This window comes from Pseudomonas sp. S31, assembly GCF_016648105.1.
Lineage (GTDB): Bacteria > Pseudomonadota > Gammaproteobacteria > Pseudomonadales > Pseudomonadaceae > Aquipseudomonas.
On sequence record NZ_JACVVE010000069.1, the window covers coordinates 1 to 17,395 of the forward strand.

Sequence of the window (17,395 nt, forward strand, 5' to 3'; positions counted from 1 at the left end):
CCCCTATCAAACCCCCCCCACAAAAAAACAAAAAAAACCCGGGGGGCCCCCCCCCCCCCCCCCCGCTTCTCATCCCACCTTACAGGCTAGGGAACGCAAACTGCGACGCCTCATGGCTCGCCCGTTGCGGCCAACGCTGGGTGATGGCCTTGCGACGGGTATAGAAGCGCACGCCATCCGGGCCATAGGCATGCAGGTCGCCAAACAGCGACCGCTTCCAGCCACCGAAGCTGTGATAAGCCACCGGCACCGGCAGCGGCACGTTGACCCCGACCATGCCCACCTCGATCTCGTCGCAGAACAGCCGCGCCGCCTCACCATCACGGGTAAAGATGCAGGTGCCATTGCCATACTCATGGTCGTTGATCAGTTGCATGGCCTGCTCGAGGCTGTTCACCCGCACCACGCACAGCACCGGCCCGAAGATCTCTTCTTTATAGATGCGCATTTCCGGGGTGACGTTATCGAACAACGTGCCGCCCACGAAATAACCATCCTCATTACCCGCGACCCGGAAGCCTCGGCCATCCACCACCAGCTTGGCACCTGCGGCCAGGCCGTCATCGATATAGCCCACAACTTTGTCACGGGCCGCCGCGGTTACCAGCGGCCCCATGTCCAGGCCGCACGAAGTGCCCGCGCCGATCTTCAGCGCCTTGATCTGCGGCTCCAGCTTGGCGATCAACGCATCGGCTACCTGGTCACCCACGCACACCGCCACCGAAATCGCCATGCAACGCTCACCGCACGAACCGTACGCCGCGCCCATCAGCGCACTGACCGCGTTGTCCAGGTCAGCATCCGGCATCAGCACCGCATGGTTCTTGGCTCCACCCAACGCCTGCACGCGCTTGCCGCGCTTGGTGCCCTCGGCATAGATGTATTCGGCGATCGGGGTCGAGCCCACGAAGCTCAAAGCCTTGACCTCCGGTGCCTCGATCAGGGCATCCACCGCTTCCTTGTCACCGTGCACCACGTTGAGGATGCCCTTGGGCAGGCCGGCCTCCAGCAGCAGTTGGGCGATGAACAGCGTCGAGCTCGGATCACGCTCGGATGGCTTGAGGATGAACGCGTTACCGCAGGCGATCGCCAATGGGTACATCCACAGCGGCACCATGGCCGGGAAGTTGAACGGGGTGATGCCCGCCACAACGCCCAGCGGCTGGAAGTCGGACCAGGCATCGATGTTCGGGCCGACGTTGCGGCTGTACTCACCCTTGAGCACCTCGGGGGCGGCGCAGGCGAACTCGACGTTCTCGATACCACGTTTCAGTTCGCCGGCAGCATCTTCCAGGGTCTTGCCATGCTCTTCACTGATCATCTGCGAAATACGGGCTTCGTTCTGCTCCAGCAGTTGCTTGAAGCGGAACATCACCTGAGCACGTTTGGCCGGCGGGGTGTTGCGCCAGGCAGGGAATGCCGCCTTGGCCGAGTCGATAGCCTCCTGGACCGTGGCCCGGCTGGCCAGTTCGACCTTGCGCACCGCCTGGCCGGTAGAGGGGTTGAAAACATCGGCGGTACGTTCGCCCTTGCTGACCAGCTCGCCGTGGATCAGGTGCTGAACAATGCTCATGCGGGACTCCATATATAAAGAGGGGGTGAGGCAGGCCCGCGAAGCGGTCGCGGGCCTGCCAGACAAGACCCGGAGGTCAGGCGATCTGGTTCAGCGCTTCGCCGACCGCATCGAACAGGCGGTCCAGTTCCTGCGGCTGGGTGTTGAAGGTCGGGCCGAACTGCAAGGTGTCGCCACCGAAGCGCACGTAGAAGCCCGCCTGCCACAGTTTCATGGCGGCCTCGTACGGCCGTACGATGGCGTCGCCGTCACGGGCCGCGATCTGGATCGCGCCGGCCAGGCCGTAGTTGCGAATGTCGACCACGTTCTTGGTGCCCTTGACGCCGTGCAGCAGCTTCTCGAAGTGCGGCGCCAGCTCGGCGGCCGACTGCACCAGGCTTTCCTTCTGCAGCAGGTCCAGCGCGGCGATGCCTGCGGCGCACGCCACCGGGTGCGCCGAGTAGGTATAGCCGTGCGGGAATTCCACGGCGTACTCGGGGGTCGGCTGGTTCATGAAAGTCTGGTAGATCTCGCTGCTGGCGATCACTGCGCCCATCGGAATGGCGCCGTTGGTAACCTGCTTGGCGATGCACATCAGATCCGGGGTGACACCGAAGGCTTCGGCACCGGTCATGGCCCCCATGCGACCGAAGCCGGTGATGACCTCGTCGAAGATCAACAGGATGTTGTGCTGGGTGCAGATCTCGCGCAGACGCTTGAGGTAACCCTTGGGCGGCGGCAATACACCCGCCGAGCCTGCCAGCGGCTCGACGATCACCGCGGCGATGTTCGAGGCGTCATGCAGCTCGATGAGCTTGAGCATTTCGTCGGCCAGGGCGATGCCGCCTTCTTCCGGCAGCCCCTTGGAGAACGCGTTGACCGGCAACACGGTGTGCGGCAGGTGATCGACATCGAGCAACTGGCCGAACATCTTGCGGTTGCCATTGACGCCACCCAGGCTGGTACCGGCGATGTTCACGCCATGGTAGCCACGGGCACGGCCAATGATCTTGGTCTTGGTCGCCTGGCCTTTCAGGCGCCAGTAGGCACGCACCATCTTCAGCGCGGTGTCGGCACACTCGGAACCGGAGTTGGTGTAGAAGACGTGGTTGAGATCGCCCGGGGTCAGCTCGGCGATCTTCTCGGCCAGCTGGAACGACAGCGGATGGCCGAACTGGAAGGCCGGGGAGTAATCCAGGGTACCGACCTGACGGGCCACCGCCTCAGTGATTTCCTTGCGGGTATGCCCGGCGCCGCAGGTCCACAGCCCCGACAGCGCGTCGAAGATCCTGCGCCCCTTGTCATCGACCAGGTAGTTGCCTTCGGCGGCAACGATCAGCCGTGGGTCGCGCTGGAAATTGCGGTTGGCGGTGTAGGGCATCCAGTGGGCATCCAGCTTGAGCTGGCTGGCGAGCCCAATAGGGGCGTTTACGGGCTGGTTCATCGGCGGTTCCTCGAAAGACGATTAGGCAACGATGGATGTTGTTGCAGCTAAATTGGCACGCGGATAAAGTCTGGAAAACCCTGCATTTCTAATCTTCAGGTAGTTCCGGACTAAACAATGAGCCGACGCCCAGACCCCCTCGCGCAAGTCAGCGATTTCGACATCCGCTTGTTGAAGATCTACCGAAGCGTAGTCGAGTGCGGCGGCTTCTCGGCCGCCGAGAACGTGCTGGGCATCGGCCGCTCGGCCATCAGCCAGCAGATGAACGACCTGGAGCAGCGCCTGGGCCTGCGCCTCTGCCAGCGCGGCCGCGCCGGTTTCTCGCTGACCGAGGAAGGCCGCGAGGTGTACCATTCGGCGCTGCAGCTGTTGAGCGCCCTGGAAAGCTTCCGCACCGAGGTCAACGGGCTGCACCAGCACCTGCGCGGCGAGCTCAACATCGGCCTGACCGACAACCTGGTCACCCTGCCGCACATGCGCATCACCCATGCACTGGCCGAACTCAAGGACCGCGGGCCGGAGGTGCGCATCCAGATCCGCATGATCGCGCCCAGCCAGGTCGAGCAAGGTGTGCTGGACGGCAGCCTGCACGTCGGCGTGGTCCCACAGACCAGCCCGCTCTCGGGCCTCGAGTACCAGCCGTTGTACAGCGAGCGCTCATTGCTCTACTGCGCCGTCGGCCACCCCTTGTTCTATGCCGACGACCAGCAACTGGACGACGCCCGCCTCAATAGCCAGGAAGCCATCGCCCCCACCTTCCGCCTGCCCGCCGATATCCAGGCGCACTACCAGGCACTCAACTGCACGGCCAGTGCCTCGGACCGCGAAGGCATGGCGTTCCTGATCCTGACCGGGCGCTACATCGGCTACCTGCCCGACCACTACGCCACGTTCTGGGTCCAGCAGGGCCGGTTGCGCGCGCTCAAGCCCGGCCAGCGCTTCTATGACCTGGGCCTGAGCTGGGTCACGCGTAAAGGTCGGCGGCCGAACCTGGTGCTGGAAAGCTTCCTCGATAGCCTGGCCGCGACACGCTGATGCCTGTCCGTGACGCTAATGCTTGTCACTTGTGCACAGGCAGGTAATCTTGTCCGACATCCGTTATTACCGCCGCTACGGAATCGTCCATGACCCTTGAAGTCCCTGCGCACCGCCTATCCGCCTCGGGCAAGCCCGCCGGCCGCATCCGCCAGAAGAACGAACAGGCCATCATCCAGGCCGCCGAAGACGAGTTCGCCCGCCACGGCTTCAAGGGCACCAGCATGAATACCATCGCGGTGAAGGCCGGGCTGCCCAAGGCCAACCTGCATTATTACTTCACCAACAAGCTGGGCCTGTATATCGCCGTGCTCAGCAACATCATCGAGTTGTGGGACAGCACCTTCAACGCCTTGAGCGTCGAGGACGACCCTGCCGAGGCGCTGAGCAGCTATATCCGCACCAAGATGGAATTCTCCCGACGCAACCCGCAGGCCTCGCGGATCTTCGCCATGGAAGTGATCAGCGGCGGCAGTTGCCTGACCGAGTACTTCAGCGCCGACTACCGCGAGTGGTTCCGTGGCCGTGCCGCCGTGTTCGAGGCCTGGATCGCGGCGGGCAAGATGGACCCGGTCGACCCGGTGCACCTGATTTTCCTGCTCTGGGGCAGCACCCAGCACTACGCCGACTTCGCCACCCAGATCTGCCAGGTCACCGGCCGCAGCCGCCTGACCAAGCAAGACATGGAAGACGCCAGCAACAATCTTATCCACATCATTCTCAAGGGGTGCGGCATCCAGCCGAGCGCCTGACAGCCATCTATGCCTTCTACCCTGCTAGACCTCTGCGAATTTCGCGAGGAAATCCGCAAGAGCCGCTTCATCACCCTCGCCGGCCCGATCAACAGCGCCGCCGAGGCCATGAGCTTCATCGAGCGCCACAGCGACCTCGCCGCCACCCACAACTGCTGGGCCTGGAAACTCGGCACGCAGTACCGCAGCAATGACGACGGCGAGCCGGGTGGTACTGCCGGGCGTCCCATCCTCGCGGCCATCGAAGCGCAGGACTGCGACCAGGTGGTGGTCCTGGTGATTCGCTGGTACGGCGGCATCCAGCTAGGCACCGGCGGCTTGGCCCGAGCCTATGGCGGCGGTGCCAACAAATGCCTGCAACAAGCACCGAAACGCCTGCTGGTGCAGCGTAGCGAGTTCACCTGCAGCTGCAGTTTCAGCGAGCTGGCGCTGCTCAAGCTGCGCCTGGCTGACGTGGACGGCCTGGTACTGGACGAGCAGTTCACTGCCAACGGCGTCGACCTGACCATCGCCCTGGGCGAGGCGCACCTGGCTGCGCTGCAGCAGCAACTGGCCGACCTCAGCCGCGGGCGGATCATCCTGCAAGCTTGTTGAACGTTTGCTCACAACTACTGTGGGCCTGCCTGTGGATAAGCTTGGGGCACTCTTACACACGCCCGTCATATCAAGGCCTGCAGGACATTGAACATTTTTTGATCAGGTGTTACGAATGCGCCAACCCGCTGATGGATCGAGCATTCTTATCCACACGAACGACGCCCGGTAGGGCGTTGCGAGCAAGGCTTTCACACATTTACTGTGGAACAGCCTGTGGATAACCCGTTAGCCAACAAGCGAAGCGCCCGCCCGGTCAGGCTCTACCAGGCTTGATTACTTTTTGTACAACAGCAAAACGGGCAGCCCCCTCGAGCGTGCTTTATCCTGAATCCCCCTTACCTCACCGATCAAGGAACGTTCCCATGGCAACTTCCCGAACTGCCCTCATCATCGGCGCCTCCCGCGGGCTCGGCCTGGGCTTGGTGCAGCGCCTGCACGAAGAGGGCTGGAACATCACCGCCACCGTACGCGACCCGGCCAAGGCCAGTGCGTTGAAAGAGGTTCCGGGCATTCGCCTCGAACAACTGGAAATGAACGACACTGCTCAGCTCGATGGCCTCAAACAACGTCTGCAAGGCGAAGTGTTCGACCTGGTGTTCGTCAACGCCGGCGTCATGGGCCCCCTGCCCCAGGACCTGGAACGCGTCGATGGCGCGGACATCGGTGACCTGTTCATGACCAACGCCGTGGCACCGATCCGTGTCGCCCGCCGCCTGGTCGGCCAAGTCCGCGAGGGCAGCGGCGTGCTGGCCTTCATGAGTTCGATACTGGGCAGCGTGGCCATTCCCGATGGCAGCGACCTCTGCCTGTACAAGGCGAGCAAGGCCGCGCTCAACTCGATGATCAACAGCTTCGTCACCGAACTGCAGCGCCCCGATCTGTGCGTGCTGGCCATGCACCCTGGCTGGGTCAAGACCGACATGGGCGGCGAAAACGCCGAGATCGACGTGCTTACCAGCACCCATGGCCTGCTCGAACAGATCAATGCCCAAGCCGGCCAGGGCGGCCTGCGTTTCATCAACTACAAGGGCGAAGCCCTGACCTGGTGAATTGAAAGCCGCAGGGCGAGGCAGTAGACTCGATGCCTCGCCCCCGTGGCGGACCTGGATCAGCAGACAGGGCAACACTGAGCTGGCTAACCCTGAACCCATTTTCAGAGGAGCCGGCACCATGCCTGCGACCCGTACCTGGTTGAAGTCCCCCCTTGCCATCTTCACGGCCAACGGCAGCGATGCCCGTGGCGGCCTGGTCATCGAGAATGGCCGCATCAGCGAACTCCTGGCCAGCGGCCAGAGCCCCAGCGCCCCTTGCCAGCAGGTTTTCGACGCCCGCGAGCACGTGGTACTGCCTGGCCTGATCAATACCCACCACCACTTCTACCAGACCCTGACCCGCGCCTGGGCCCCAGTGGTCAACCAGCCACTGTTCCCCTGGCTGAAAACCCTGTACCCGGTGTGGGCGCGCCTGACTCCCGACAAACTCGCGCTGGCCAGCGAAGTGGCCCTGGCCGAACTGCTGCTGTCCGGCTGCACCACTGCCGCCGACCACCACTACCTGTTCCCCCAGGGCCTGGACAACGCCATCGACGTGCAGGTCGAGGCAGTACGCAAGCTGGGCATGCGGGCCATGCTCACACGCGGCTCGATGAGCCTGGGCGAGGCCGACGGCGGCTTGCCACCGCAACCGACGGTACAGCAGGGCGAGGTGATCCTCGCCGACAGCCAGCGACTTATCCACAGCTACCACGAGCGCGGCGACGGCGCCCAGATCCAGATCGCCCTGGCGCCCTGCTCACCGTTCTCGGTCACACCCGAGATCATGCGCGCCAGCGCCGACCTGGCCGATGAGCTGGACGTACGCCTGCATACCCACCTGGCCGAAACCCTCGACGAGGAATCGTTCTGCCTGCAACGCTTCGGCCTGCGCACCGTCGACTATCTCGACAGCGTCGGCTGGCTCGGCCCCCGTACCTGGCTGGCCCACGGCATTCATTTCAACCCGGACGAAATCGCCCGCCTCGGCGCGGCAGGCACCGGCATCTGCCATTGCCCGAGCTCGAACATGCGCCTGGCCTCGGGCATCTGCCCCACTGCCGAGCTGGAAGCCGCTGGCGCTCCCGTGGGCCTGGGCGTCGATGGTTCGGCGTCCAACGATGCCTCGAACATGATCCTCGAAGCACGCCAGGCCCTGTATCTGCAGCGCCTGCGCTACGGCGCCGAGCAGATCACCCCGGAGCGCGCCCTCGGCTGGGCCACCCATGGCTCGGCGCGCCTGCTCGGGCGCCAGGATATCGGAGAGCTGGCACCGGGGAAGCAGGCCGATCTGGCCCTGTTCAAGCTCGACGAACTGCGCTTCTCTGGCAGCCACGACCCGCTCTCGGCGCTGCTGCTGTGCGGCGCCGACCGTGCTGACCGGGTCATGGTCGGTGGCCAGTGGCGGGTCGTGGATGGCCAGATCGAAGGCCTGGACGTGCGCGGACTGATTGCCGACCATCGCCAGGCCGCCGCCCAGCTGATCGCCGGCTAAGCCAGTAGAGCCTTACCGGGCGCATTGTCCGGCAAGGCCCTGTAGAATGCCCCTGACCGTACCTGATTCGAGATCGCTTTACTTATGTATGACTGGTTGAACGCCCTGCCCAAGGCCGAACTGCACCTGCACCTGGAAGGTTCGCTGGAACCCGAGTTGCTGTTCGCCCTCGCCGAGCGCAACAAGATTGCCCTGCCCTGGACGGATGTCGAAGCCCTGCGTGGCGCCTATGCCTTCAACAACCTGCAGGAATTCCTCGACCTGTATTACCAGGGCGCGGACGTGCTGCGCACCGAGCAGGACTTCTACGACCTGACCTGGGCCTACCTGCAGCGCTGCAAGGCGCAGAACGTCATCCACACCGAGCCGTTCTTCGACCCACAAACCCACACCGACCGTGGCATCCCGTTCGAGGTGGTGCTCAACGGCATCAACCAGGCCCTCAAGGACGGTCGCGCACAGTTGGGTATCAGCAGCGGCCTGATCCTCAGTTTCTTGCGCCACCTGAGCGAGGACGAAGCCCACAAGACCCTCGACCAGGCATTGCCGTTCCGCGATGCCTTCATCGCCGTCGGCCTGGACAGCTCGGAAATGGGCCACCCACCGAGCAAGTTCCAACGCGTGTTCGACCGCGCCCGTGACGAAGGCTTCGTCGCCGTCGCCCATGCCGGCGAGGAAGGCCCACCCGAGTACATCTGGGAGGCCCTCGACCTGCTCAAGATCAAGCGCATCGACCATGGCGTGCGCGCCATCGAGGACGAGCGCCTGATGCAACGCATCATCGAGGAACAGATCCCGCTGACGGTGTGCCCGTTGTCCAACACCAAGCTGTGCGTGTTCGACCACATGAGCCAGCACAACATCCTCGACATGCTCGAGCGTGGCGTGAAAGTGACGGTCAACTCCGACGACCCGGCCTACTTCGGCGGCTACGTCACCGAAAACTTCCACGCCCTGCACACCCACCTGGGTATGACCGAGGACCAGGCCCGCCGCCTGGCGCAGAACAGCCTGGACGCGCGCCTGGTATAGGGCCGACACCGCCGGGCCGACGTTGTGCGCTTACCCAGCCTGCAATGCCGGCACCCGGGCGATCCGGTTGATCTGTTGCACGCCTAGCGCGCAGATGTGCAATGCCCGGGTCCCCTCGGGCTCGCGGATCCACCCCGACTGCAGGAACAACCTGAGCAGCGCCTGGCCTACGCTACCCCCTAGGTGCGGCCCCTGGTCGCTCCATTCGCTGCAGTGGCAGATGACGCATGCACCGCGCTGGCGTGGTGCCAAGGCTTCGATATAGACACCGATGCCCGCCAGTTGCGCCCTTCCCTCCTCACTGACCATCAGCTGGCGCTCGTTGCCCTCGAGCCAACCGGCGGTCACCAGCCGCTGATAGAGCTCGGCAGCCAGCTCGCCGCCCAGGTGTTCACCACAACGTCGCGCCCGGCGCAGCGACATTGGCAACTGCACGGCGCCAGCCTGCCGCTCGACCTTGCCCAACTGCACACTGGCCAATGCCTCCACCGCCGCACCCACCTGCGGCGTGGCAAGCCTGAAATAACGCTTGCGCCCACGCGATTCGAGCCTGAGCAGGCCCGCCGACGACAACAATGAAAGGTGCGCACAGGCCGAAGATGCGGTCAGCCCGGTCATGATGGCTATCTCGTCGGTGGGCCGTGGCGTGCCATCGATCAGTGCCCACAACATCGCACTGCGCTTGGGGTCGGCCATCAGGCCGGCAATCTGGCTGATACTGCTCACTGCATTCATGATGCTTGCACTCTCCCTGAAAGATCACGGCGGGTCTCCGGTGGCCAATGCTGGCCAACGCTGCCAGCGTGCCCTCCCCGCACGTTGGCGACAGGCCCTGAAGAGGGAAACCTGTCTCGCTGATGCTGGCCGAGGCACCAGTATAAGCCGCGCCAGGCGCCGTTCTGGAAGGTGAAAAAACGGGAGATCGGGGGATAAACGCCGAGGGTAGGCCCACCCTCGGCAGGTTTCCCAGAACCTTTACGCGCAAGGGTACCGTCAGCCAACCACAACCGCCGACAAGGCTGACGAGCTGCTTCCGAAAATAAGGCAGGTCAAAGCGAAGGATCTACATCATTCCAGATATTGCGCCCGCACGGGAAAACCACCGCCCGACCGTCAGTCAGGCCGTCGACGCCGTGCATGGCAGCCAAAGGGGGCGGCGCTACACTACATCGTCCCCCTCCTTTCGAAGGAATGCCGCGATGAAAATTGTCGTCAGCGCTTCGAACCAGAGCCCCGCATCACGCTGGCAGGTAAGGCTCGATGAACACGTGGTGAACTTCCGTAACGAGGCCGAAGCCCGTGCCTTCGTCGCGACCCTCGAAACTCGCTTGAAGGCTCCTCATCCGCTCATGCAGAGCGAGTGGCCTGCAAACGCCGGGTCAGAAGCGCGACACTGACCACCAGCGCACCGCACAGGCTGATGACCAGGCTCATCGGCACGGCGCTGCCATCGTGCAGCGCGCCCACCAGCGCCGCAGCCCCTGCCGCGACGCTGAACTGCACGCAGCCCATCAACGCCGAGGCGCTGCCGGCCCTCGCCCCTTGCCCGTTCATGGCGCAGGCCGAGGCATTGGGGATGATGCAACCGAGGCTCGAGATGCACACGAACAGGGGCACCAGCAGCATCCACAGGTGCTCCGGGCGCGAGGCCGCGACCGCCAGCAGCACCAGCCCGGCCGCCAGGTAGACCCCCACCGCCCGCACCAGCAACCAGGCCGGGCCGTGCCTGGACAACAACCGCGCATTGATCTGGGCGACCAGGATGAAGCCGGCGGCATTGGTCCCGAACAGCCAGCCGAAGTGCTCGGCCGGCACGCCGTAGAGCTTGATGAAAATGAAAGGCGAACCGGCGATGTAGGCGAACATGCCCGCGATGGCGATACCGCCGGTCACGGCATGCCCGAGGAACACCCGGTCACCCACCAGGCGCAGGTACTGGCGCAACGCCCCCGACAGCGGCTGGCGCGGGACATCCGCCGGCAGGCTTTCCGGCAGGCCAAGGCTCACCGCCAGCAGGGCAGCGGCGCTGAACAGGCTCAGGGCCAGGAAGATCGACTGCCAACCGGCCAGGTTGACCAGCACGCCACCGAGCATCGGCGCCAGGATCGGTGCCAGGCCCATCACCAGCATCAACTGCGAGAACACCTTGGCAGAGCCCACTGCGTCGCAGTTGTCGCTGACGATCGCCCGCGACAGGACCATGCCGGCGCAGCCACCCAGCGCCTGGACGAAGCGGGCCACGATCAACGTATCGAGGTTGGGCGCATAGGCGCACGCCAGCGACGCCAGGGTGAACAGCGTCACGCCGAACAGCAGCGGCTTGCGCCGGCCAAAGCGGTCGGCGACCGGGCCATAGGCCAATTGGCCGATGGAAAGCCCCAGGAAATAGGCAGCCAAGGTGGTCTGCACGTGTTGTTCATCGGTGGCGAACGCCTGCGCCATGGCCGGGAAGGCGGGCAGGTAGAAGTCGATCGCCAGGGGCCCGAACGCACTGAGTGCGCCCAGGATCAGGACCATTCGCAGGTTCATGGGGAATCCATAGCAGGCTAAGCAAATCAGTCATTCTACCTGCTGTGGACACTACCTGGATGAAAACATTTGCATCGAGCAAGGGGCTGTGTTCAGCCCCTTCCAGCTACACCGGCTGTGCCTGATAGCCTTCCTCGCGGATCGCGGCCAACAGGACGTCGGCTGCCAGGCTGCTCTGCACCTTCACCTGCTGGCCTGCCAGGTCGACCTCGACCCGGGCCTCGGCGTCCTGCTCCTGCACCGCACGGGTAACGGCCTTCACGCAATGGCCACAGGTCATGCCTTGTACGTTGAACACTTGCATGGGGTTGCCTCCTTCAGGGTTTGCCACAGTTTCAAGCTTGCCACCGGGTCAAGGTCAAGTTCCGTGGCGAACGGCCGGGGTGGAAATCCGCGCGCGGGTCGGCCAAGCTGCGCCATTGACGATTTTTGCAAGCAGGAGATTCATCATGTTCAAGGCAGCATTGAGCCTTGTCGGGTTACTGGGCGCACTGGCCGTCGTGCCAGCCGCCAGCGCCGAGGGCAATTCAGACTATGGCGTGCTGATCATTTCCCGAGAACGCCTGGAAGTGGCCACCAGCTGCGAAATCGGCATTTACCTCAACGATCAGCTCGCCGGGCGCCTGTTTCAGGAGCAGTCCACCTCCTTCAACCTGCCACCGGGCTCGGTCGATGTTCGCCTGCGCCTGCTGCCCGGCCAGGTCCCCGGTTGCGCCCCCGGCGTCGAGGACCAGCGCAGCACGCGCCTGACCCTGCACGCTGGGCAGATCAGCAAGTACCGCATCGCGGTCAGCCCAGCCGGCTTCGAACTCAAGCGAGCCAATCTGGGCTATTGACCTTGACCGCATGGCAAGGTTGAAGCTGGGGGCCTGAACAAAGGAGCTGTGCCATGCCCGCATCCACAACTTTCGACTTGCCCATTTCCGGCATGACCTGCGCCAGCTGCGCAGGGCGTGTCGAACGCGCCCTGCGCAAGGTCAGCGGCGCCGACCAGGTCAGCGTCAACCTCGCCAGCGAACGTGCCCGGGTCCAGGCGCCGGCCGACAGCCTGCCCGCCTTGCTCGACGCGGTCCGCGACGCCGGCTACCAAGTGCCGAGCCGCACCGTCGAGCTGCAGGTCGGCGGCATGACCTGCGCCAGTTGCGTGGGGCGCGTCGAACGCGCCCTGGGCAAGCTCGCCGGGGTCGAACAGGCCACGGTCAACTTGGCCAGCGAACGTGCCCACATCGAGGTGCTCACCTCGGTCGACGACAGCCAGTTGATCGCCGCCATCGAAAAGGCCGGCTACAGCGCCAGCCTGGTGCATGCCCACCAGGACCAGCAGGCCGATGCCCAGCGGCGCCTGCGTCGCGAGCGCCTGGCGGTGGCCGCTGCCTTGCTGCTGGCGCTGCCGCTGGTGTTGCCAATGCTGGTGCAGCCGTTCGGCCTGCACTGGATGCTGCCCGCCTGGGCGCAATGGCTGCTGGCCACCCCGGTGCAGTTCATCCTCGGCGCACGCTTCTACGTGGCGGCCTGGAAGGCGGTGCGCGCCGGGGCCGGCAACATGGACCTGCTGGTGGCGCTGGGCACCAGCGCCGGCTACGGCTTGAGCCTCTACCAATGGGCGCAGGCACCCGCCGGCCACGCACCGCACCTGTACTTCGAAGCCTCCGCCGTGGTGATTGCCCTGGTACTGCTCGGCAAGTACCTGGAAAGCCGCGCCAAGCGCCAGACCGCCAGCGCCATCCGCGCCCTCGAGGCCCTGCGGCCGGAGCGCGCGCTGCGCGTGGTCGATGGCCAGGAAGAGGACGTGGCGATCAGCCAACTGCGCCTGGGCGACCTGGTGCTGGTCAAGCCCGGTGAACGCTTCCCCGTGGACGGCAGCGTCGAAGAGGGCAACAGCCATGCCGACGAGGCGCTGATCAGCGGCGAAAGCCTGCCGGTGCCCAAGCAGCCGGGCGACAACGTCACCGGCGGCGCGATCAACGGCGAAGGGCGCCTGCTGGTCCGTACCCGGGCACTGGGCACCGAGACCGTGCTGGCCCGCATCATCCGATTGGTCGAGGACGCCCAGGCGGCCAAGGCGCCGATCCAGAAGCTGGTCGACCGTGTCAGCCAGGTCTTCGTTCCGGCGGTGCTGGTACTGGCGCTGGTCACCCTGCTCGGTTGGTGGCTGTCCGGCGCACCGCTGGAAACCGCTTTGATCAACGCCGTCGCGGTACTGGTCATCGCCTGCCCCTGCGCATTGGGTCTGGCTACGCCGGCCGCGATCATGGCCGGAACCGGGGTCGCCGCCCGCCACGGCATCCTGATCAAGGACGCCGAAGCCCTGGAACGTGCCCACGCGGTGAACCGGGTGGTGTTCGACAAGACCGGTACGCTCACCTCCGGCAGCCCACGCGTGGTGCACAGCCAGGCGGTATCGGGCGACAGCGATGAACTGCTGGTGCTTGCCGGCGCCCTGCAACGCGGCAGCGAGCACCCGCTGGCCAAGGCGGTGCTCGATGCCTGCGCCGAACGCGGCCTGCAAGTGCCCAGCGTGACGCACAGCCAGGCCCTGGCCGGCCGCGGCATCGCCGGCAACGTGGGCCATCGCGAACTGGCCCTGGGCAATCGCCGCCTGCTCGACGAAAGCCACCTGCCTGCCGGTGACCTGGCGGCCTTGGCCGAACGTTGGGAAGCTGAGGGCCGTACCTTGTCGTGGTTGATCGAGCGCGGCGACCAACCGCAAGTGCTCGGTCTGTTCGCCTTCGGCGACAGCCTCAAGCCCGGCGCCGAGGAGGCCATCGCTGCCTTGCATGGCCGGCACATCAGCAGCCACCTGCTGACCGGTGACAACCGCGGCAGCGCCAGGGTGGTGGCCGAGCAGTTGGGTATCGACGACGTCCACGCCGAAGTGCTGCCCGCCGACAAGGCCGCGACCGTGGGGGCGCTCAAGCGCGATGGCGTGGTGGCGATGGTCGGCGACGGCATCAACGATGCCCCGGCGCTGGCCGCCGCCGATATCGGCATCGCCATGGGCGGTGGCACCGATGTCGCCATGCAGGCCGCCGGCATCACCCTGATGCGCGGCGACCCCCGCCTGGTGCCGGCCGCCCTGGAGATCAGCCGCAAGACCTACGCGAAGATCCGCCAGAACCTCTTCTGGGCATTCGTCTACAACCTGGTGGGCATCCCGCTGGCCGCACTGGGCTACCTCAACCCGGTGCTGGCCGGCGCCGCCATGGCGCTGTCGAGCGTCAGCGTGGTGAGCAATGCGCTCTGGCTCAAGACCTGGAAACCCACCGAGCACTCGCAGGAGGCACCATGAACATCGGCCAGGCCGCTCGCCGCACCGGGCTCAGCACCAAGATGATCCGTTACTACGAATCCATCGGCCTGCTCCAGCCGGCCACTCGCAGCGACAGCGGCTACCGCCTGTACCAGGACCAGGACCTGCACAACCTGGCGTTCATCAAGCGCTCGCGCGACCTGGGTTTTTCCCTCGAGGAAGTCGGCAAACTGCTGGCCCTGTGGCAGGACCGACAACGCGCCAGTGCCGACGTGAAGGCGCTGGCTGTGCAGCACATCGATGCGCTCAACCAGCGTATCGAGGAGCTGGTCAGCCTGCGCGACACGCTCAGCGAACTGATCACCCACTGCCAGGGCGACGACCGCCCCGATTGCCCGATCCTCAAGGACCTGGCCAACGGCAACGACTGCTGCCGGTGAGCCTGCCAGCCAGGTTTTGGTATGCCGTATTAGCCTAAACGCGACGGAATCATCTCTCCCCACGACTTTGCCCCCTGAACAAGGGGGTTGGCGCTCAAACAAACAGAGGCGCTGCCGATGCAGTGACACCTGCCTCGCGTGTCGAAAAAAATAATTTCCGGGAGCGTCGATGAACATCAAACAGAAACTGACCTGGGCCTTTGCCGTCATCGCCGGCTTGCCCATCGTCCTCGTGGCCACCCTGGTGGTCGTCAACCTGCGCGGCGAGGCCCGCGACGATTTCCTCGACAACAGCAGCCGGGAAATCCGCCAGGTCGGCAACGCCATGAACATCTTCTTCCAGGGCATCGACCAGAACGTCGCCTTCCTGGCCGCCCAGCCGCTGGTCGCCAGCACAGGTGGCAACCTGAACAAGTTCATGAGCGCCACCCCCTCCTACGAGCTGGGCGACCAGGACCGCCAGTTGCTCGACCTGTTCACCCGCCTGGCCGAGTCGCATCCAGGCTATGCCTACGTGTCCTACGGCGTCGCCGATGGCGGCTACGTCGGCTGGCCTGCCGGGCAGAAGTTCGTCAACTACGATCCGCGCCCGCGCCCCTGGTACCAGCTGGCCATGGCCAACCCCGGCAAGACCGTGCGTACCGGCGCCTATTACTGGGCAGCCGACGATGCCGTGCTGGTCAGTACCGTGCGCGCCGTGCCCAACCAGCTGGGCAACCCTGGCGGGGTGGTCAACATCGATGTGTCGCTCAAGGGCCTGACCGAGATCGTCAAGCAGATCAAGCTCGGTGAAAGCGGCTACCTGATGCTGGTGGAGAACAACGGCAACGTCATGGTCGACCCGCGCGATGCCAGCCACAACTTCAAGCAACTGGACAGCCTGGGCGGCGGCTACAGCGCACTGGCCAAGGCCGGCAAGGGCCTGGTCGAGGTCGAGATCGACGGCGTGCGCTACATGGCCAACGTCTACCCCGATGCGCAACTGGGCTGGACCTTCATCGGCCTGATCCAACAAAGCGAGGTGATGCAGACCACCACCCGCCTGACCTGGCTGATCGGCACCATCGCGCTGGTGCTGGCAGCACTGTTCGCCGTGGTCGGCGCCGGTTTCGCCAAGCTCATCGTGCGCCCGATCAACAGCGTCACCAACGGCCTGGAAGACATCGCCCAGGGCGAAGGCGACCTGACCCGCAGCCTGGAGATACGCGGCCGTGACGAAACCGCGCAACTGGCCAGCTGGTTCAACCAGTTCCTCGGTGCCATCCGCAGCCTGATCCAGCACATCGGCGGTGCCGCCAGCAAGATTCTCAGCACCTCGAGCAGCTCGACCCGGGTCTCCAACGACATGGCCGAAGCGGCCGGGCGCCAGCGCGAAGCCGTGGACATGGTGTCCACGGCCTTCCACGAAATGGTCGCCACCGCCAACGAGGTGGCGCGCTCCTGCAGCCAGGCCGCGCAATCGGCCGACAGCGGCCAGCAACAGGCCCGCGAAGGCCAGCAGCAGATCGATGCGGCGGTGCACAGCGTCGACCGCCTGAGCCAGGAGATCGAACAATCGGCCCAGTCGATCCAGCAGCTGGAGCGCGACAGCAATGCCATCCAGTCGATCCTCGGCACCATTCGTTCGATCGCCGAGCAGACCAACCTGCTGGCGCTCAACGCCGCCATCGAAGCGGCGCGTGCCGGCGAACAGGGCCGGGGCTTCGCCGTGGTCGCCGACGAGGTGCGGGCGCTGGCCAAGCGCACCGCCGATTCCACCGCCGAGATCGACGGCCTGCTGGGCAACCTGGCCAGCCGCACCGCCGAAGTGGCCGAGCAGATGCATGCCAGCCTGGAGGTGTCGCAGCAGTCGGTGAGCCGCATCGGCATGGCCCGCGACAGCTTCGGGCAGATTCGCGAGTCGGTGGACGTGATCCGCGACATGAACACGCAGATCGCCACCGCGGCCGAGGAGCAGCACCAGGTGGCCGAGGACATCAACCGCCACATCAGCCAGATCCATGGCGATGCGCAGCTGGTGGCCGAACTGGCCCAGGCGGCGCGCCAGGATTCAGAGAGCCTGGCGGGGTTGTCCAATGAGCTGGATTCGCTGGTGCGGCGGTTCCGTACCTGAGTGTTCGACGGGAGGGGTGCAGTGGGGCTGAGATCGAGCGCCGCGCGGGCGGCGCTCGATTTCAGCTCCACCACATCCCTCAAACCGAACACCCCGCCGCCCCACCACATCCCCAGCTCATCACC

The 17,395-nt window shown here is 65.1% G+C and carries 16 protein-coding genes and 1 pseudogene; 12 read left to right on the top strand and 5 right to left on the bottom strand.

Features of this window, described 5'->3' with window-relative positions:
* Window positions 1–79: 79 nt before the first annotated feature.
* Window positions 80–1,573: a CoA-acylating methylmalonate-semialdehyde dehydrogenase gene (locus IAE37_RS27870; protein ID WP_201178676.1), complete on the bottom strand. Its 1,494-nt coding sequence runs from the start codon at window positions 1,571–1,573 to the stop codon at window positions 80–82.
* Between the two features lie 76 nt (window positions 1,574–1,649).
* Window positions 1,650–2,996, bottom strand: coding sequence for an aspartate aminotransferase family protein (locus IAE37_RS27875; protein ID WP_201178677.1), 1,347 nt, complete (start codon window positions 2,994–2,996; stop codon window positions 1,650–1,652).
* Window positions 2,997–3,113: 117 nt separating this feature from the next.
* On the opposite strand from IAE37_RS27875, the gene IAE37_RS27880 reads away from it, so the two are divergent.
* The 6 genes from IAE37_RS27880 (at window position 3,114) to IAE37_RS27905 (ending at window position 8,938) form a co-directional block, all read left to right on the top strand.
* On the top strand, window positions 3,114–4,031 hold the full coding sequence (locus IAE37_RS27880) for a LysR family transcriptional regulator (protein WP_201178678.1): 918 nt from the start codon (window positions 3,114–3,116) through the stop codon (window positions 4,029–4,031).
* Between the two features lie 89 nt (window positions 4,032–4,120).
* Window positions 4,121–4,783, top strand: coding sequence for a TetR/AcrR family transcriptional regulator (locus IAE37_RS27885; RefSeq protein ID WP_201178679.1), 663 nt, complete (start codon window positions 4,121–4,123; stop codon window positions 4,781–4,783).
* 9 nt (window positions 4,784–4,792) lie between these two features.
* Window positions 4,793–5,377, top strand: a complete 585-nt coding sequence (locus tag IAE37_RS27890; protein ID WP_201178680.1) for an IMPACT family protein — start codon at window positions 4,793–4,795, stop codon at window positions 5,375–5,377.
* A gap of 365 nt (window positions 5,378–5,742) precedes the next feature.
* Entirely contained in the window at window positions 5,743–6,429 is a 687-nt protein-coding gene (locus tag IAE37_RS27895; RefSeq protein ID WP_201178681.1) for an SDR family oxidoreductase, read from the top strand.
* Between the two features lie 121 nt (window positions 6,430–6,550).
* The gene (locus tag IAE37_RS27900; RefSeq protein ID WP_201178682.1) at window positions 6,551–7,906 is read left to right on the top strand and encodes an 8-oxoguanine deaminase; all 1,356 of its coding nucleotides are present in this window, start codon (window positions 6,551–6,553) and stop codon (window positions 7,904–7,906) included.
* A gap of 84 nt (window positions 7,907–7,990) precedes the next feature.
* Complete coding sequence (locus IAE37_RS27905) at window positions 7,991–8,938, top strand: adenosine deaminase (protein WP_201178683.1); 948 nt, start codon at window positions 7,991–7,993, stop codon at window positions 8,936–8,938.
* A gap of 30 nt (window positions 8,939–8,968) precedes the next feature.
* Here the strand turns inward: IAE37_RS27905 and IAE37_RS27910 are convergent, their stop codons facing one another.
* Entirely contained in the window at window positions 8,969–9,673 is a 705-nt protein-coding gene (locus IAE37_RS27910; protein WP_201178684.1) for an ArsR/SmtB family transcription factor, read from the bottom strand.
* A 464-nt stretch (window positions 9,674–10,137) separates the two neighbouring features.
* Here IAE37_RS27910 and IAE37_RS28950 point away from each other — a divergent pair, with 464 nt between their 5' ends.
* A complete protein-coding gene (locus IAE37_RS28950) occupies window positions 10,138–10,335 on the top strand; it encodes a hypothetical protein (protein WP_236410215.1) in 198 nt (65 codons plus the stop codon).
* Here the strand turns inward: IAE37_RS28950 and IAE37_RS27915 are convergent.
* Together IAE37_RS27915 and IAE37_RS27920 are read right to left on the bottom strand one after the other, a co-directional pair.
* Window positions 10,286–11,467, bottom strand: coding sequence for a multidrug effflux MFS transporter (locus tag IAE37_RS27915; RefSeq protein WP_201178685.1), 1,182 nt, complete (start codon window positions 11,465–11,467; stop codon window positions 10,286–10,288). The genes IAE37_RS28950 and IAE37_RS27915 overlap by 50 nt on opposite strands.
* Window positions 11,468–11,573: 106 nt before the next feature.
* Entirely contained in the window at window positions 11,574–11,771 is a 198-nt protein-coding gene (locus IAE37_RS27920) for a heavy-metal-associated domain-containing protein (RefSeq protein ID WP_201178686.1), read from the bottom strand.
* Window positions 11,772–11,916: 145 nt separating this feature from the next.
* Between IAE37_RS27920 and IAE37_RS27925 the strand changes: the two genes are divergently transcribed.
* The 5 genes and pseudogenes from IAE37_RS27925 to IAE37_RS29320 all read left to right on the top strand — a co-directional run bounded on the left by IAE37_RS27925 (window position 11,917) and on the right by IAE37_RS29320 (window position 17,270).
* On the top strand, window positions 11,917–12,303 hold the full coding sequence (locus IAE37_RS27925; RefSeq protein WP_201178687.1) for a hypothetical protein: 387 nt from the start codon (window positions 11,917–11,919) through the stop codon (window positions 12,301–12,303).
* A 53-nt stretch (window positions 12,304–12,356) separates the two neighbouring features.
* Window positions 12,357–14,756 (top strand): heavy metal translocating P-type ATPase, encoded by a 2,400-nt coding sequence (locus IAE37_RS27930; RefSeq protein ID WP_201178688.1) that lies wholly within the window; start codon window positions 12,357–12,359, stop codon window positions 14,754–14,756.
* The gene (gene cueR / locus IAE37_RS27935; RefSeq protein ID WP_201178689.1) at window positions 14,753–15,157 is read left to right on the top strand and encodes a Cu(I)-responsive transcriptional regulator; all 405 of its coding nucleotides are present in this window, start codon (window positions 14,753–14,755) and stop codon (window positions 15,155–15,157) included. The genes IAE37_RS27930 and cueR overlap by 4 nt, the downstream gene beginning before the upstream one ends.
* Before the next feature lie 325 nt (window positions 15,158–15,482).
* Window positions 15,483–16,412 (top strand): annotated as a pseudogene (locus tag IAE37_RS29315) (HAMP domain-containing protein); the annotation flags it as partial.
* Between the two features lie 129 nt (window positions 16,413–16,541).
* Complete coding sequence (locus IAE37_RS29320; RefSeq protein ID WP_442967883.1) at window positions 16,542–17,270, top strand: methyl-accepting chemotaxis protein; 729 nt, start codon at window positions 16,542–16,544, stop codon at window positions 17,268–17,270.
* Window positions 17,271–17,395: the final 125 nt, after the last annotated feature.

What these genes read in the sequence shown, in the direction of transcription:
- IAE37_RS27915 (WP_201178685.1), bottom strand. Translation starts at nt 11,467, where the DNA reads ATGAACCTGCGAATGGTCCTGATCCTGGGCGCACTCAGTGCGTTCGGG.
- IAE37_RS27900 (WP_201178682.1), top strand. Translation starts at nt 6,551, where the DNA reads ATGCCTGCGACCCGTACCTGGTTGAAGTCCCCCCTTGCCATCTTCACG.
- IAE37_RS27870 (WP_201178676.1), bottom strand. Translation starts at nt 1,573, where the DNA reads ATGAGCATTGTTCAGCACCTGATCCACGGCGAGCTGGTCAGCAAGGGC.
- IAE37_RS27880 (WP_201178678.1), top strand. Translation starts at nt 3,114, where the DNA reads ATGAGCCGACGCCCAGACCCCCTCGCGCAAGTCAGCGATTTCGACATC.
- cueR (WP_201178689.1), top strand. Translation starts at nt 14,753, where the DNA reads ATGAACATCGGCCAGGCCGCTCGCCGCACCGGGCTCAGCACCAAGATG.
- IAE37_RS28950 (WP_236410215.1), top strand. Translation starts at nt 10,138, where the DNA reads ATGAAAATTGTCGTCAGCGCTTCGAACCAGAGCCCCGCATCACGCTGG.
- IAE37_RS27905 (WP_201178683.1), top strand. Translation starts at nt 7,991, where the DNA reads ATGTATGACTGGTTGAACGCCCTGCCCAAGGCCGAACTGCACCTGCAC.
- IAE37_RS27930 (WP_201178688.1), top strand. Translation starts at nt 12,357, where the DNA reads ATGCCCGCATCCACAACTTTCGACTTGCCCATTTCCGGCATGACCTGC.
- IAE37_RS27920 (WP_201178686.1), bottom strand. Translation starts at nt 11,771, where the DNA reads ATGCAAGTGTTCAACGTACAAGGCATGACCTGTGGCCATTGCGTGAAG.
- IAE37_RS27885 (WP_201178679.1), top strand. Translation starts at nt 4,121, where the DNA reads ATGACCCTTGAAGTCCCTGCGCACCGCCTATCCGCCTCGGGCAAGCCC.
- IAE37_RS27910 (WP_201178684.1), bottom strand. Translation starts at nt 9,673, where the DNA reads ATGAATGCAGTGAGCAGTATCAGCCAGATTGCCGGCCTGATGGCCGAC.
- IAE37_RS27875 (WP_201178677.1), bottom strand. Translation starts at nt 2,996, where the DNA reads ATGAACCAGCCCGTAAACGCCCCTATTGGGCTCGCCAGCCAGCTCAAG.
- IAE37_RS29320 (WP_442967883.1), top strand. Translation starts at nt 16,542, where the DNA reads ATGGTGTCCACGGCCTTCCACGAAATGGTCGCCACCGCCAACGAGGTG.
- IAE37_RS27890 (WP_201178680.1), top strand. Translation starts at nt 4,793, where the DNA reads ATGCCTTCTACCCTGCTAGACCTCTGCGAATTTCGCGAGGAAATCCGC.
- IAE37_RS27925 (WP_201178687.1), top strand. Translation starts at nt 11,917, where the DNA reads ATGTTCAAGGCAGCATTGAGCCTTGTCGGGTTACTGGGCGCACTGGCC.
- IAE37_RS27895 (WP_201178681.1), top strand. Translation starts at nt 5,743, where the DNA reads ATGGCAACTTCCCGAACTGCCCTCATCATCGGCGCCTCCCGCGGGCTC.